Below are 14,981 nucleotides of genomic sequence, written 5' to 3' on the forward strand. Positions count from 1 at the left end.
GATTGCCTCTGAAAATGAGCGGCTGAATTTCATTTCCGCAATGACGGATGCGCCGGTTCGCGAATGCATCGCTCGCGCCTCGGCGATGCGCCGCGCACTCCATGTCCATTCCTGCTGCCGCTGGGTGCGGCAAACCGGGGAGCCACGAGAGTGGACGTGCTGCTGTTCCGCCATTCGGCGCTCACCTTCAACGGCCACCGCATCCACCACGACCGCCAGTACGTCACGCAGGCCGACGGCAAGACCGTCCGGCTCCGGGCCTCTGACCACCAGGGCGGGCCGACGATGGATGCCACGGCCGTCCTGCGCCGACTCGTTTCGATGGCCAGCACGGCCTGCGAGGGTGCCGCGCCCGCGATCGCGGAGACGCTGCAGGGCCTCTCGCAGATCATTCTTCCGAAGCACGGGATCGGGCATGGCGCAGGCCGTGCGCCACGACCTCGAACTGCAGGCGCCGAGGTCCGGCTGGAACCCGGGCGCCCGGCCCCCGCTCAAGCGTCGAAGCGCACGATGAGCTGTGTGCCGGTGTAGGTCGGCGTGACCTTGAAGCCCGGCGCGTTGATCGCCGAGAACCGGCCCGTCATGGAGCCGCTGCTGATGAGCGTGAGCGTGTCGCCCGCGCTGGGCGAGAAGCCGGGCCTGAAGCTCAGGTTCAGCGTGCCGTCCACGGCGGCGACGCCGGCCACGTTCAGCCGGCCCGCGCCGTTGGCGCCCAGGTTCATCTGCAGCGTCGTGCCCGCCACCTGCGTGTAGGCGCCGGCCATGGTGACCATCGAGGGCGCGTTGCACACCAGCGTGCCGCCGCCCACGTAGACGTTGCCGGTGCCGAAGGCGGCGGCGGAATCCGCCCGCAGCGTTCCTTCGGAGAGCTGCGTGCCGCCCGCGTAGCCGTTGCTGCCGCCGAGCGCCAGCGTGCCGCTGCCCTTCTTGGTCAGCTTGCCGGCGCCGGCGATGTTGTTGCGCCAGCTGTCGAGCGCGTTGAAGCCGCCACGGCTGGCATCCATGGTCACGACCACGTCGCCGTTGAAGGCGCCGTAGCCGTCGGCCGCATCGAACAGGTTCAGCCGGCCCCAGCCCTCGGGGTCGTCCATCGCCGGATAGCCCGACTGCACGGCCGTGGTCTTGAGCACCACGCGGCGCTGCATCGCGTCGAGGTAGGGCAGGCGCGTTTCGAGCAGCACCTCGGCACCCTTGGGCACGACTGCGGGCCTGGTGGTGTCGCCCACCGGCCGGAAGCCGAAGGTCAGCCGGCGCAGGTAGTCGGCCTTGCTCGCGGCATGGTCCGCGAAGCGGTCGGCGGCGGTGCCTTGCGAATGGGCGAAGTCGTTGAAGGCAACGGCGTCGCTCGCACCCACGGCGGCCATCAGCACGCTCTGCGCCTGGGCATAGGCTGCGGCCTTGCGCGCGGCATTTCCGCCGGTGGCCAGGCTCGCGGTGGCCACGGCCTGCCCGTGCATGCGCCCGCCGACCACGTCCAGCGGTGAATGCATGCCCGCGAGGATGCGGTTCTCGCCGAGCTCGAGGCCGCGCGCCACCATCTCCTGGAAGCGCTGCGGCACGACGTAGGCGGAGGCGATGGAATCGCGCACCGCCTCGGCCGTGTGGCCGCTGATGAAACCGCCGTCAGTCGCGGGCGTGGGGCTCTTGGCGGGCTCCAGCGCCGGAACCACCTTCACGCTGCTGCTCCAGCGCCAGGGGCGCGCGTACTTGTAGAAGCGCTTGGCGGGCTCGGTGGAGCCGTTCTCGCCGATGTTCTTGAGCAGGTCGACCACGGTGCCGAAGCCCGGGTTGGCGGAGCCGCCCACGCCGACGTCATTGCCATCGTCGGGATAGAGCTTGGTGGTGGCATCGGAGGCGATGCCGGTGATGGTCGTGACTTGCTGCGTGGCCGCACGCCAGGCACTGGTGAGCGGGCCCATGCCGTCGCTGATGCTGTAGCCCTTGCCACGGCGGTCGTCGAGGTAGGCGGCCAGCTCCTGCGCGGGGGTGCGCGCGTTGGTGGCGTCGACCACGTACTGGATGTTGCGGTTCAGCACGTCGGTGTTGAGCATCCTGCCGTCGGTGGCGTCGCCGGGGATGCCGCTCCAGGTGGATGCGGTCACGGCCGGGAAGCTGCCTTGCGCGGACGCCGAGACGCCCGCGTCCACCAGCAGCGTGCTGGGCTGCCAGAAGTCGAGGAAGCCCGCCACCACGCGCACGCCCGCATTGGTTTCCTTGGTCGCGAAGCGCGCATCGCCGCGCTGGTTGGTCGCCGCGTTGTCGACGAAGGGCGGAACCGCGGCCGAATCGGGCACGGGCGCTGTGTCGGTGAAGCCCAGGTCCTTCGGCGGGCCGGCGACGACCACGGCGGGCGGGTTGGCGGTGGCGGGCGGCGTGCCGGCGATCGGAAGCGAGAAGCCGCCCCCGCCGCCACCGCCGCAGGCCGAGAGGCACAGGGCTGCGACGAGGGTGATGGCGAAGGGACGGACGGGAGAAAGGAGATGGGGCATGAAGCAGGGAAAGGGAGGGAGTGAAGGCGCAACGCCACCGGGCAACGCTGCGGCCCTGGGAATCTAGGGGTGCAAGAAGTCATCTTTGTGAACAACTGCAAATTGCGCAGCCGATATCTACCGGTCAGGTATTGGTCAGATCAATTCGCCAATTGCGCGCGCAAATACATTGCCGATTACCCGGATTTTCGAGTCGATGGATTTTCAATTTCTCAAATATCGCGGAAATTGATTCACCAAATCATCATATTCAATACCTAGAGTTTGCAACTCCCGGCCTGCAAACAATTCCGGGGAAATATCCTATTTATCTCGAATTGAATGCCATGTCAAAAAATACGTTCCCCGATAAAGAAAACATCGATCTCAACGAATTGGCCCGCGTGCCGGAAAACAGGCGCCGCGAATTGCTGAAATTGATGCTGGCCGGTTCCGTCACGGGTGTGGCTGCTGCGGCGCTGCCAGGGTGCGGTGGCGGCGGCAGCGGCGGCGCGGGGGCATTTCCATTTCCTGCGACCGGTACGGGCGGCACGCCGCCAGCGGGCTCGCCCGCCAGTGCGCCGCCGCCCGCGGCACCGGGCACCCCGTCCCGGAAAATATCTAGCTTCACGATTTCCGTGCTGCCGGACACCCAGTTCTATCCGCGCTATGCCTCGGAAAAGATGAAGGGGCTCTATCAGAAGATTTATGCGGGCATCGACCCGAAATACGACAATCCATTCAAGTCGCAGACGCAATGGATCGCGCAGAATGCCAGCCAGCTGAAAATGCCGTTCACGATCCACCTGGGCGATATCGTCGACCAGTCGTGGTACTACACGGCGGAAAACTCGTCGCCCTGGAGCCCCACGACCGACCTCGTGGGCAACGGCCAGCTCGGCAATGGCCAGGTCACGAAGGAATGGGAGCTCGCGAGCCAGGCGATGCAGGTGCTCGAGGCCGCCGCTTGCCCCTACTCGATCTGCGCGGGCAACCATGACGTCGGGGCCATCAACTCGGACATGCAATGGGGTCCCGACTGGGGCGTCGGCGTCACCGGCTTCGCCAACGACGACGGCTACCAGGACGGCGGCAGCCACCGAGCCGGCCTGCTGGAGCCGTACCTCAAGGTCTTCCCGCCGGAGCGCGCGCAGCGGCAGGCGACCTTCGGGGGCCGGCATTCCTCCGGCTTCCACGAGTACCACGTCTTCCAGGCCGAGGGAAACAAGTTCCTCGTGCTCTCGATGTCGTGGCGCGCGTCGGACGATGCGATCGCCTGGGCCAACCAGGTGATCCAGGCCAACAAGACGATCCCCGTGATCCTGGTCAACCACCAGCTCGTCGGCATCGGCAGCGACGGCAAGACCGCCGCCGACACCGCCTACTCGAACTACCTGTGGGACAAGCTGATCAAGGACAACGACCAGATCTTCATGGCGGTCAGCGGCCACTACCACGGCTCATGCATCAGCACGAAGAAGAACACGCGCGGCAACGACGTCCACCTGATGGTGGTGGACTACCAGATGGCCTACATGGGCGGCAACGGTCTCATGCGCATGTTCGAGTTCGACCTGACGAACAGCAAGATCGTCGCCAGCTCGTTCTCGCCCTGGGTGCCGCTGAAGCCGGCCGCGATGCTCAACGAGTTCGACGCCGCCTGGCTGTCGGATTCGAACCAGTCCTTCACGCTGGACATCGACTTCGTCCAGCGCTTTTCCTCCTTCGATCCCGGCTTCTCGGTGCCGGCCGGATCGACGGACAGCAGCCTGACCGACGCGGCCAGGACGCTCATCCTGACGAACTTCAGCCAGCCGCCGCAGAAGGCGGCCGCGCTGCCGGCGAGCCCCGACGACTACCCGAAGGTCGACAACACGCTCGCGCACTGGCGCTTCTTCAACGCATCGGCCGCGGAAGGCGACCTCTTTCCCTACCAGCCCGGGCAGCAGATCCAGGACAGCGCACCCGGCGGCAAGAACCCCATCTCGGTCAACACCTGGGCGGGACAGCCGGGCGACCTGGTCTGGTCGAAGAGCCATCATCCGCTGTCGGCCGCCCCCGGAAGCCTGCGCTTCCTGAACGCGACGCCTGCCGTCGGCGCCACGAAGGCAAGGTTCTCCTACTTCACGACGGACCAGAACTCGGCGCTGAACGTAGAGACCTTCCAGAACGGCTACACGATCGAGGCATTCGTCTACATCGACCCGGGCTTCGACGCCACGAAGAACGGCTGGATGGGCATCCTGTACCGCCTGGGTGCGCAGTCGAATCTGCCGGGCTTCGGATCGGGCGACGGCGACTGCGCGCTGATGTTCGCCTTCTCGAACCTGATGGAGTTCCAGTGGGAAATCGTTCCCGTGGGCCAGGCGACCAGCCTGCCCTGCTGGTCGGGCGGCGTGTCCGCCGGACAGTGGCTGCACGTCGCGATCGTCAACGAACCGTCCAAGTCCTACTCGACCACGATGTACGTCGAGGGCGCGCCGGTGCTGCGCAACAACACGAACATGAAGGGCATCCAGTTCGTGGCTGCGACGCAGCAGGTCGCGATCGGTTGTGCCCAATGGGCAGGCAACATGTCAACGGGTTTCCTGGGAAGCATCGGCGAGATCCGCATCGTCGGCGTCCCCCTGACTTCCGACAAGTGGCTGACGGCCCGCGCAACCTGAGCGACTGTCGAGCTTCCCCGGCTCAGGCGCACGCCGCGTGGCCCGGCGTGCGCTCCCGCGCTTTCGAACACCAGAAGGAGCACCAATCGCCGACTTGAAGCGCTCTCCAAAGCTGACCACAATCCGGCACACTCACGGGTCGTGACGCTCCAAAGCTCCGCACGGGCCGTGCAGGCCGTGCACATCCGGGGCATGCAGACCAAAGAAGAAGCGTCATGCCGGCCCCGCATTGCTGTCACCTCACGGAATTCCAGTTTTTGGGAGACATACGGACTCATCCATGTCGTTCGCCATCCGCGATCTGGAACTATTCCTGAGCGTCGCCGAACTCGGCCAACTATCCAAGGTCGCCAAAGCGAACGGTGGCGGCGATGCCACCGTGGCCAGCGCCATCCGCCGCCTCGAAACCGAAGTGGGCATGCAGCTTCTCGAACGGGGCGGACAGGGCGTGTTTCTCACGCCCTTCGGTCAAGAATTCCTCAGGCGAGCTCATCAGATCTGCGCCAGCCATCGGGATCTGGTGCGCCATCTCGACGACGTGCGCGCTGGCGAGGCAGGCGTCTTCCGCGTGGGCGGAACCATCGCGACGCTGAGACTTCTCATCGAGCCCGCGCTGGCGCGTCTGCACGTCAAGCTGCCTGGCGTGCGCACGGAACTCGCGACCGCTTCGACCGAATCATTGCTGGAGCAACTGCTGCAGGGGCAGATCGATGTCGCCGTACTGCCGGCGATGGAGAAAACGCCGCCGCGGTTCAGGCAGACCCGCATCTGGAGCGGGCATCTGGTGCCGGTGGTCCGCAGCGGGCATCCGCTGACGCGCCTGAATCCGCCGCAAATCGAGGATCTGGCCGCCTACTCGTGGATTCTTCCCACAGGCAACCCCGTGCTGCGCGAAGAATTCCGGCTGGTTTTCGCCGGCGCCGGCATGGACTTTCCTCACGTGTCGATCGAATCCACGATGGGCATGCTCACGGACAGGCCATCGCCCCTGAGCCTGCAGACGGATCTCATCACGTACATGGCAAAGCCGGTGGCCGACGTCTTCACCGGGAGCGTCGAGGTCCTGCCCCTGGAGCGGCTCTGGCAACCGATGGGCGCGTCGGCCATGTCCCGCGTCGACGGCTACTGGTCGCCAGCGCTCGATGAATTCGTCGGCTCGCTGGTGGCCGTGGGCGAGAGCGGCGTGGTGCGGCCCTGACGCTGGCTGGGGCTCCAGGACCCTAGTAGTCCAGCCGGATCGTGGCCACGCCCTGGTAGTCCCCGCCGGAGGCTTGCGCCCCCCGAGGCTTCACGTCGACCGGCAGCAGTTCAAGGACCACTTCCTGCGACTGCTCCGCGGCGATGCTCCCTTCGTACCGGCCGCCGGGCAATGCGCCGAGGTCCACGTTGACATCGGCGCCGCCCACGCTCTTCAGTCGCGCCCGTACGACGATCCGGTCCCCTTTCGGATTGCTCAGCAGCAGCGTGCCCGGGGGCTGCGCGAGGTCGACGCCGGCGAGCGACAGGCGATAGCGCGACGTGCCGCTGCACTTCATGGAGAAGACGTAGCGATACGTCCTGGCGTCCTTCGGAAATCGGATGGCGCCCGATGAAAGGATGGCACCGGCAGGCGTCAGCAGGCCAGGGTTGACGACGCGGCATTGGGCATGGCTCGCCGGCAGGCATGACAAGCTGGCCAGCGCCAGCCCCATGCTCCTGGCAAGGACGCGCCACGGCGCGGGCTTCGGGGCACGCATCTACTTCTCTTCCATGGCTGTGATGCGCCGCGTTTCCGTGCCGTTGACCAGCACCACCGAAAGGCTGGCGCCTGCACCGGGCTGCTTGATGCGCGCGTATGTCATCCGCCTGTTCGCGAAGAGCGTGTCGCGCGGCCTGCGGATCTCCTCGTCGCCAATCCGGATGGCGTCGACGATGACGTGCCGGCTGCCGCCGTTCTTCACGGAAAGCATGGCGTCCTGCCCGGTGCGGCGGAAAGTGGCTTCCACGCCCTTGAATGCCGGCGCGCGCGACGCGAAGTCCGAGACGAAGACCGGGATCGTGACCACGATGCCCGCGAGGACCTGCGCGCCGACGCCCTGCCCCGCGTTGTCCGGGTCCAGCGCAGGCATGCGTGTCTCCCGGAACGACGCCCTGAATGTCGATTCGCCCTCCTTCTTCGGCCCGACGTAGCGCACCGAGAAGGCTGCCGCGCCCTGCGCGGGTATACGGGCCGTGGCGGGCGAGATCGCCAGATCGGTGGTCGGCTGCGTCGTCAGCGCGCCCGCCTCGTCGCTGTTCCAGGCAAGAGGCCTGCCGGTGACATAGACGGTGTCGTTCGTGTCGTTGAACAGCACGACCTGGGAAGCGGAGGAGAACTTGCCATTCGCATCGATCTCCAGCGACAGCTTGTCGATGCCCAGCGCGAAGGCCGGCCGCAGCGCGAGCGTCAGAAAGGCCAGGCATGCCAGCCGCGGGACGCGGGTCTTGTTGAATGAAAGCGACGGGAAAAACATGGGTCAATCCTTGGAAGGGGGGGTGCAGATGAAATCGGGCATGTCGACGCTGCTGCTCTTGAGCTCGAGCGCGGCGCCGCCGAACTTCACGTCGCATCTCGCGACGTTGCCCGGCAGCAGCACCTGGGCGTGCGAGGTGCCTTGAGGAAGTTCTTCGATGAAGACCTCGCCGTCATCCAGCACGACGCTGGGTTCGGCGCCGGCCAGGTGCACCAGCGAACCGGGCGGAACGGCGACGCCCGAGGCGAGCGCCAGCCGCATCCAGCCGCGGTTGACCCTTCGTACCTCGGGCATCCAGAGCGCCGCGCTCCAGCGGCGCTCCACCTTGCCCACGATGTGCGTGCCGACCTTGATGTCCTCGCCGAGTTCGCTGGCGGCCAGCTTGAGTTCGGGCTGCTCGCCTCGCCCGACGAACACCGCGGCGTAGCCGTGGTCGTTGGTCACGGCCTGCGGCTGCCCGGAGCGCTCGACCTTCACTCCACGCGCCTCGGGCGCGCGGATCACGGCCAGGCTGTCATCGCCGCCAGCGCGGGTGACCAGCAGCTGGCCCTCGGTCCAGACCAGCGTGCCGCTCTCGTTCAGCCCCAGGAAGGCGCCCCGGCGATCGAACTGGAGGTTGGCGCCATAGGCGCCGAACCACGGCGTGTACTGCACGGAGCCCGAAAGCTGGTTCGACCTCCCGCCTGCGCCGATCTGCGTCTGCGCGCCGAGCGCGTACGACAGGTCCGCGCCCCGCTGGCCCAGGTAGGTCGTGGAAGCCATCGAGCTTCCCGAGCTGTTGTGCCGCATCGCGCTGCGGACGCTGCCCCTGTCGAGCGGCACGGTCAGTGTGGCGCCCACCGAGTAGCGGCCCTCGCCGCGCCGCGATGTGGTCCGGTTGGCGTAGAGCGATACCGAGGACCGGCCGAAAGCCGGCAGGTCCCAACCGATGCCCTGGCTCGACGTGTCGCCCGGACCGCCGAGCGATTGCTCCGCGAACGCGGAGACCGTGCCCAGCGCATCCAGGCTGGCGCGAGCGCGTACCCAGGCCGACGTGCAACGCCCGGGTTGCCTGCGGATGACGCTGTCCCCCTCGCAGCCGCGGCTGGACACGCCCATGCCGGCGCCGAGTGTCTCGCCCCGGAAATCGGCTTCCAGCGTGAACGAAGCCGGCGGACTTTCGCCCTTGCGCCGCCAGACCTTGCCAGCCGCGGCGGAGACAGACATCCAGCTCACCGGCACGTGATACAGCGACATGCCGACCCGGCCGCCGTCCCGCGCCAGCGACGCCAGCCATTCGGCCGTGGTCGACGCATTCAGGCCGCGCTGGTAGACGGCCCCGACGCCCGGACTCGACAGGTCCGGGGCCTGGCGCGCGCGCGCCAGGCCGGTGCGGCCCATCTGGCCCGCGAAGACCTTCCAGGTCGAGTCGCCGGCGCGCAGCAGGTTGCTCTGGTAGGGGACGAAGATGTTCCACCTTCGCACCACGGTGCCAGAGGCATCGTGCAGGGTGAGCGTGAAGTCGCCCGAGTTGTTGCGCACGCTGCCCAGGCTGGAGACCGGGATCGAGAAACGCCCGGCGGGAACGGGCACCTCGCGCAGCAGGACTCCGCCTGCGTGGATCGACAGCTTGCCCGGCACGTCGGCGAAGCCTTCCAGCACCCGCTCCACGCGCAATGGCGCGCCGACTGCCAGGTCGTCCGACTCGAGCAGCACGCCGTACAAAGACAGGCTTTGCTGCGCGGCATTGACCGTGCGCGCGCCGATGGCCAGGTTTGCCTGCCACTCGGGGATGTAGCGCTGCAGGCCCAGGTTCGAGAACGTGCCGCGCAAGCGGCCCGAGTCGACCGAGAAACTGCCGCTGGCCTCGAGGCGCCCCAGGTCGTTGTAATGCGATGCCTGGAGGCTGGCGCTCAGGTTGGCCGAGCGATTGCTGGACGAAGCCCAGAGGCCGAGGTCATGCTGCAGCACCGTGGCCGTCGTGGCTGCCGAGGGAACGGGTCTCGCAGGAACGGCCGCGCCGCCGCGGGCAGCGTCGTCCTCGACTTCGTCGGTGTAGTCCTCGGGCGTCGCCGTGACGGAAAGCAGCAGGCGGCCGTCGTCGCGCTCGAAGTCCAGGCGCGGCCGCGCAAAGGGAGTTCCCTCGCAGTCGATGGTCTCCCCGGAGCGCTTGAGCATGACGGTGCGATAGAAGCTCCCGGGCAGGAAAACCTGCGAGGAGCCAGGCTTCGTGCAGACCGGAAACACGCCGACCGGCCGCCGGTTGATGTAGATCGAGCGCTCCATCACTTCGTGCGACCGGATGCCGCCCGGAAACGAGGTTTCGTTGGCCTGGGCGAATGCGCCCAGGCTGCCGCCGAACGCGGCCATCGCCATGAGGCCGCGCCCCAGCGCGGCAGGGCCTCGGGCGGCCCGAAGCGGACTTGAACCAGCGGGTTTGAACATATGAACGAGAGCTGCCGCCTCCGGCTGCTGGCGAGGCACTCCGGCCACGGCATCGCCGCGGCGGGCTGGCACCGGCCAGTCGGGAAGGGGCAGCAGAGGAAAAGCGATTGCGTCGCGGGCTTTCGATCCACGCGGACCGCGCGCCGGCCGGTTGCCTCGGCCGGAGGTGCCCATGAAGGCGGGGCCGCAAGCCGGCCCCGCCCATGAAGTCAAGGCTTCAATAGTCGACGACGATCTGGCCGCTCGCGCCGAAGCTGCCACCGTCGGGCGTGCCCATGGGCGTGGTGTCCGGATAGTCTGCCCAGACAACGGGCCTCCAGGTCACGGTGGCGGTGCCGTCGGCCACGTTGCTGGTGGTGAAAGTGGTCTTGTACGGGCCGTCCTTGTAGCTCTGGAAGGCGTCCTTGTCGTTGACCTTGAGCTGCTCGAAGCTCATGTACAGGTTGCCGCCGCTCGCCTTGTTGCCCTTCGTGTCGAGCAGCCAGGTGTACTTGTCCTTTTCCTTGAGGGCCTTGTCGCCGGTCGGCCTGATCCAGACGCTGCTGATCGGCGTGGCCGGGGTGGTGCACTTGATCGTGGCCGTCTGGTTGAAGTTCGGCGAGGCAAACATGCCGCCGTTGGTCTTGTTGTTCAAGTCGAAGCCGGCGCTTTGCAGGTAGCTCTTGGTCATCTGCTGGGCGGATGCGCCCGTGGTCAGCCTGATGTCAGCGGCCGCCGTGGTCACGGTGCAGACCGGCGCGTTCACCGGCAGCGTCACCGTGAAGTCCGCGGTGGCCGAGGCCGCTTGAGCCTGCACGCCGAAGGAAACAAGAAGCGACGCCGCGGCAACACCGCCGAGCGCCGAGCGAAGGCGGGATTCATTCCAGAAAGACAGGGAAGACATAGGATCCTCTTGAGCTTGGTTTTTTAAGACTGAAAAACATGTACCCGCCATGGACGGCGGGCGCACCGAAAACCCGCTCAGCCGTTGCTCCGCAGGCTTGCCGCGACAAACATGATTTGATTCTGAACTCCGGAAAAACAGGGCCTACCCCGGAGACATCCATCGATGAAGGCTGGCGGGTGGAAAATTATTGAACGTTTCCACTTATTCCAATCTACCTGAAACACACCTCGACGCCGAATCAGGAAGTATTTGGCAAATTGCATTCGACTCAATTGATTTTTATTTCATTCAATTGTTTATTGCGTTTTCAAAAATATTAACAAGCGCGATTTCAGCCAAATTCCAGTGCATTGGAAATTCACCCGAAAATCCGATGCGACGCAAAAAACCCGGGGCCGCGACCCGGTCTTGATTCGAGCGGTACAGCGCGTAACATCGCCCGCGCGGGATATCCCAGTCTTTTCGATCAGGCCGTTCATGACCATTGCCATCCGGGATCTGGAGTACTTCCTGGCCGTTGCGGATATGAAGCAGCTGGCCAAGGCGGCGATCAACCTCGGGTTGACGTCCGCAGCCCTTTCGAAGTCGATCGGCCGGCTCGAGAAAGAGGCCGGCATACGCCTTTTCGATCGGTCCCCCGAGGGCATGCAGTTGACCTCCGCGGGCAGGGCGCTCGAATCGCGGGCGCGTGCCGTCTGCATGGAGCACGACGATGCCTTGCGGTTTGCAACCGACGTGCGCACGGGGCGCGCCGGCACGATCCGCATCGGCGCCACCCTGGGGTCCGTCGACGACATCGTCGCGCCCGCCGTGGCCCACCTGCAGCCCAAGCGCCCAGCCATGCGAGCCAAGATCACCTTCGGAACACCGGATTTCCTGCTGGAGGAGCTGCAGCACGGCCACCTCGACATCGTCGTGGTGGGAAGCTACGACGCGCCCTGCGCGGGCCTGAACAGGGTCTCGATCGGGGACCACACCTATTCGCCGCTGGTTCGCGCCGGGCATCCGCTGCTGTCGCGCCCCGGCCTGTGCCTGGAAGACATCGACGGCTACTCCTGGATCGGGCCCGACACCCAGTTCGCCGCGAGACGCCGCTTCGACGACAAACTCAAACACGCCGGCATGGAAGCCCCCGTCGCCTGCGTGGAAGCCGAACTCGGCACGGCCTGGGTGGTGCAGGTCGTGCGCAGGACGGACCTGATCGGCTACGTATCGACTTCCCTGGTCCCCGAAGTCGAGGAGCATCATGTGTGCGTGCTGCCGATCCGCGAGCTGGTGCTGGAAACCACGGCCTCCTACTACCTGCGGGATGGCGCCTACATGTCGCCCATCCTGGCCGAATTCATCGAGCAGCTGGATCTCGGACGACTCGACCCGAGCTTTCGCGCGGGGGCAGCCGCTGCCGCGGCGGCTGCTGCAGCCAGGGCCTGAGGCCGCACGGCGCAGGTCACTCCCGGCCCATGGACTCCTCGCGGATGAGCCACTTCGTGCCGAAGCGCCGCAGCCGCAGGGTCTTGCGCCCGCTCTCGCGAAGCCTTCCGGCACTGTAGTTCTGGGTGAAGGTGGCGGTGGCGGCGGAGCCGGACAGGTGGATCACCACGTTGTCGACGACGACCCGGATGCTCGGCTTGTCCTTTATGCGCTCGCGGCGCATGGCCTCCCATGCACGTCGATCCCAACCGTTGCCCGGATCGAAGTCCGGGGCGTATGCGGCGAGGTAGTCCTTCACGTTCCTGGCCGACCAGGCGGCAGCCCAGGCACGCACCGCCGCCTCGACTTCGACCTCTTCCTCTGGCGCCGCGACTGGCTCGGACGGCGGCGAAGCCTCCGGGCGGCGGGCATCGGCGGCGGCTGCCGCGGAGGTGCCGGCCACCGCTTCAGCTTCCTCGCCTGATCGCCGCGACATCACGTAGCCCAGGAAATGCCAGCGTCCCCCTTCATATGACAGGCTGATGCGTTCCACGCCCGCAGTTCCGTTCACCTGCAGGATCGAGAACTCGACATTGGCGTAGCGGCCCGCGGGCACCGCCTGACCGGATTCGGAATACATCACCTGCCTGATCTGCGCCCACTCGCGCGCCTTGACCCTGCCCCGCTCCTTCAACGCCTTGCGGGTGCTCTCCACGAACTCCGCACGCGGCACACGGCTCCTCAGCACATTCGAAGACGCGCCCCACAGCTCGCCGAGCCGGTCTTCCTCGACCTGCCGCAGCGCCTCGCGCGCGATCTCGAGCAGTTTGCCGGGCGAGGCGTCCACCTCGGCAACGCCGGACCGGTGCCCGGCCACGGCGGCGAGGGGCACGCAAACCGAGACCGTCGCGGCGGCAACGGCCCAGGCGGAAAGAAGAGGCAACAGGTTTCTCATGTGCTTGGAATCTCCGCATGCGCCGGCACCGGCGGGCCGGCGCGCCGCCGATCAGTAGTCGACAACGATCTGCCCGGACGAGCTGAAGCTGTGGCCCTTGGGCTCTCCCAGCGCGACCGCGTCGTCCTCGGTCTTGAGTACGGGCCTCCAGACCACGCGCACGACACCTCCGGGCTTGGCTTCGGTCAGGAGCGCATTCGCGGGCTTGTACGGGTTGATCGCCCCCCCGTAGAACAGGCCCTCGATGAGGAAAGTGCTGGGCTGGCGGAAGTAGGACCAGGGAAGCGGCTGGTCGTTGATCGAGACCTGCTCGAAACCCATCAGCAACTTGCCGCCGCTTGCCGCATTGCCGGCCGAATCGAGCAGCTTCGCGACGCCCGCGGACCTCGTGGAGGCCGAAGAGGCAGGCTGCACCACCACGCTGCTGATCGGCGTGGCCGGCGTGGTGCATTTGATCGTGGCCGTCTGGTCGAAGCCCGCCGAGTGGAAATAGCCGCTGTTGAGCGAAGAGGCCGCGCTGAACCCGGCGGCCTCCAGGTAGGCCCTCGCCTTCTTCATGGGAGACCCCGCATCCGGCAGCCGGATGTCGGCCACGCTGGTGGTGACCGAGCAGTTCGGGGCGTTCACCGGCAGCGACACGGAGAAGTCCGCCGAGGCCTGCCCGGCATGCGCGCCCGCCGGAACGAGCGCCGCCACGACTGAATTGCAAAGCGCCGCACGAAGACGGCCCTTTCGAAGCGAGATAAGAGATACGGGGATATTCATTGGTTTGGATTCCGGATCGCCGCACGTGTCCGCCCCCGTCAAATGGGTCGTGCATTGCGATCGTGCTGGATCTGTCTGGTGGCGATTCCGCGGCAAGAAATTTCCCGCGCGCCGGCTTTCGGGGGCTGACGGTGGGCGAATATAGGGCACTCTTTCCGCTTTCGAAGCCCGATTCGAACTCAAGCCAAAGCAGCATGAAAAAATTGGCAGGCCTCAATGCATTCAATTGGCACCGATGAGCTCCGATTGATTTTCCGGCTTACGAAAATGCAAACAATGGTTTTTCAATCGCATTTTCATTGGCAGGAAAATCGATATTCCATTCTTCAGGAAAACCGGACCTGCCTCGCTTCCCTTTCTTGGAATTGCCAATTCCACGCGGAAAGTTAATCCAATCACGCTTCCCGGGAAACCTGTCCTGCAGTGTTGGCGCCGACCGGAAACTGAGCCAGTTTTGCAGGTAGTGCCGAAGTAAAAGTGAGCCAGGTGTTCAACCTACCCTGCTGTTTATTTAAGCAGCGGGGTTCGAGGAGTGATCACCATGGACATGATTGGCAAGATCCGACGGCTGCACGCGAGGGACAAGCTGTCGGAGCGCGAGATAGCGCGCAGGACGGGACTGTCGCGCAACACGGTTTCCAAGTGGCTGCGCGCGCCGGTGAAGGAGGCGCCGAAGTACCGGCGCGATCCCCGCCCCAAAAGCTCAGCCCGTTTGAGGAAGCGCTGAAGCGGGCATTGACGGCCGATGCGCGACGGCCCAAGCATGAGCGGCGCACAGCACGTGCGCTGCACGCCGAGATCAAGGCGGCGGGCTACGACGGCGGTTACTCGGCCGTCACTGACTTCGTTCGAGCCTGGCGCCAGGGCGAGGGACAGGCGGTCAACGTCACCGCGTTCGTTCCACTGACCTTCGAG

General features: G+C 66.1%; 11 protein-coding genes and 2 pseudogenes. 5 read left to right on the forward strand and 8 right to left on the reverse strand.

What is annotated here, in order from left to right:
* Positions 1–153: 153 nt before the first annotated feature.
* Positions 154–531, forward strand: a pseudogene (locus QMO14_RS13820) (hypothetical protein); the annotation flags it as partial.
* Here the strand turns inward: QMO14_RS13820 and QMO14_RS13825 are convergent.
* Positions 492–2,489, reverse strand: a complete 1,998-nt coding sequence (locus QMO14_RS13825; protein WP_301507776.1) for a phosphatase PAP2 family protein — start codon at positions 2,487–2,489, stop codon at positions 492–494. The pseudogene QMO14_RS13820 and the gene QMO14_RS13825 overlap by 40 nt on opposite strands.
* A 307-nt stretch (positions 2,490–2,796) precedes the next feature.
* The gene (locus tag QMO14_RS13830) at positions 2,797–3,120 is read right to left on the reverse strand and encodes a hypothetical protein (protein WP_301507777.1); all 324 of its coding nucleotides are present in this window, start codon (positions 3,118–3,120) and stop codon (positions 2,797–2,799) included.
* Here QMO14_RS13830 and QMO14_RS13835 point away from each other — a divergent pair.
* Together QMO14_RS13835 and QMO14_RS13840 are read left to right on the forward strand one after the other, a co-directional pair.
* Positions 3,107–5,134, forward strand: a complete 2,028-nt coding sequence (locus QMO14_RS13835; RefSeq protein WP_301507778.1) for a LamG-like jellyroll fold domain-containing protein — start codon at positions 3,107–3,109, stop codon at positions 5,132–5,134. The genes QMO14_RS13830 and QMO14_RS13835 overlap by 14 nt on opposite strands.
* Before the next feature lie 280 nt (positions 5,135–5,414).
* Positions 5,415–6,332 (forward strand): LysR family transcriptional regulator, encoded by a 918-nt coding sequence (locus QMO14_RS13840; RefSeq protein ID WP_301507779.1) that lies wholly within the window; start codon positions 5,415–5,417, stop codon positions 6,330–6,332.
* 22 nt (positions 6,333–6,354) lie between these two features.
* On the opposite strand, the gene QMO14_RS13845 is transcribed toward QMO14_RS13840, so the two are convergent.
* From QMO14_RS13845 to QMO14_RS13860, 4 genes are all read right to left on the reverse strand, one after another.
* Positions 6,355–6,870, reverse strand: coding sequence for a hypothetical protein (locus QMO14_RS13845; protein WP_301507780.1), 516 nt, complete (start codon positions 6,868–6,870; stop codon positions 6,355–6,357).
* Entirely contained in the window at positions 6,871–7,626 is a 756-nt protein-coding gene (locus QMO14_RS13850; protein WP_301507781.1) for a hypothetical protein, read from the reverse strand.
* 3 nt (positions 7,627–7,629) lie between these two features.
* Positions 7,630–9,981 carry a hypothetical protein gene (locus QMO14_RS13855; RefSeq protein ID WP_301507782.1) on the reverse strand — a complete coding sequence of 784 codons (2,352 nt, stop codon included), beginning with the start codon at positions 9,979–9,981 and terminating at the stop codon, positions 7,630–7,632.
* Between the two features lie 286 nt (positions 9,982–10,267).
* On the reverse strand, positions 10,268–10,933 hold the full coding sequence (locus QMO14_RS13860; protein ID WP_301507783.1) for a hypothetical protein: 666 nt from the start codon (positions 10,931–10,933) through the stop codon (positions 10,268–10,270).
* A 480-nt stretch (positions 10,934–11,413) separates the two neighbouring features.
* Between QMO14_RS13860 and QMO14_RS13865 the strand changes: the two genes are divergently transcribed.
* Positions 11,414–12,367: a LysR family transcriptional regulator gene (locus QMO14_RS13865; protein WP_301507784.1), complete on the forward strand. Its 954-nt coding sequence runs from the start codon at positions 11,414–11,416 to the stop codon at positions 12,365–12,367.
* A gap of 16 nt (positions 12,368–12,383) precedes the next feature.
* On the opposite strand, the gene QMO14_RS13870 is transcribed toward QMO14_RS13865, so the two are convergent.
* Together QMO14_RS13870 and QMO14_RS13875 are read right to left on the reverse strand one after the other, a co-directional pair.
* Positions 12,384–13,301 carry a DUF4019 domain-containing protein gene (locus tag QMO14_RS13870; protein ID WP_301507785.1) on the reverse strand — a complete coding sequence of 306 codons (918 nt, stop codon included), beginning with the start codon at positions 13,299–13,301 and terminating at the stop codon, positions 12,384–12,386.
* A 51-nt stretch (positions 13,302–13,352) separates the two neighbouring features.
* On the reverse strand, positions 13,353–13,997 hold the full coding sequence (locus QMO14_RS13875) for a hypothetical protein (protein WP_301507786.1): 645 nt from the start codon (positions 13,995–13,997) through the stop codon (positions 13,353–13,355).
* Positions 13,998–14,607: 610 nt separating this feature from the next.
* Between QMO14_RS13875 and QMO14_RS13880 the strand changes: the two are divergent.
* Positions 14,608–14,981 (forward strand): annotated as a pseudogene (locus QMO14_RS13880) (helix-turn-helix domain-containing protein); the annotation flags it as partial.

This window comes from Variovorax sp. CAN15, assembly GCF_030462475.1.
In the GTDB taxonomy this organism is placed as follows: Bacteria; Pseudomonadota; Gammaproteobacteria; order Burkholderiales; family Burkholderiaceae_C; genus Variovorax.